The sequence below is a fragment of the Tepidimonas sp. genome (assembly GCF_046292505.1).
Taxonomy (GTDB): domain Bacteria; phylum Pseudomonadota; class Gammaproteobacteria; order Burkholderiales; family Burkholderiaceae_C; genus Tepidimonas.
Genome location: NZ_JBKBQX010000243.1, coordinates 1 through 573 on the forward strand (window position 1 = coordinate 1; position 573 = coordinate 573).

At 57.9% G+C, this 573-nt stretch carries 1 pseudogene; it reads right to left on the minus strand.

The window, feature by feature from the left end:
• A pseudogene (locus ACK4TH_RS13045) lies at positions 1–573 on the minus strand (hypothetical protein); the annotation flags it as partial.

A 573-nucleotide genomic window follows, 5' to 3' on the forward strand; every position in this document is an offset into this window, starting at 1 on the left:
TTGAATGCATTATTGAATGATCCAAAGTAAAAACTCTCATCATCTTTTTCGTAACTATCCAATTCTGGAATATCCTCCGGCAACGGCGCCCAGTGATAGAAGGACAAAGGCTTCTCAACGAACGCGGATGCGGTTTGCTCGTTCAAGATCACCGAATCGGCGGCAAAATAATCAACCGTAGCAATCCCGGTCGTCGTGATAAACCCCAGCCAGCTTATCTGCACCGGCGCTGGCTTCTTGGCAAAGACATCCAGCCGGTGATAGCCCGTGTGGCCGGATAGATCGATCAGCACGTCGATGCCATCGGAGCGGATGAGCTCGCAGGCCGCCTCCGTCGAAAACTCGGCGATGACCCGCCAGTGATCGACCGCGTTCTGAATGCGCGCGGTCATGTCGTCACTGGCGGTGTGGTTGTGGTAGGCATAGACCTCCACCGCCTCGCGCGGCAGGTGGGCAAAGAGCCCGACCGTGAAGTAGGCCACCGGATGCCGCCGGAAGTCCCCCGAGACGAAGCCCACTTTGAGGCGTTTGTCGGGGTCGCGGCGGTTGGGCCAGTCGGTGTAAGGCGCACCC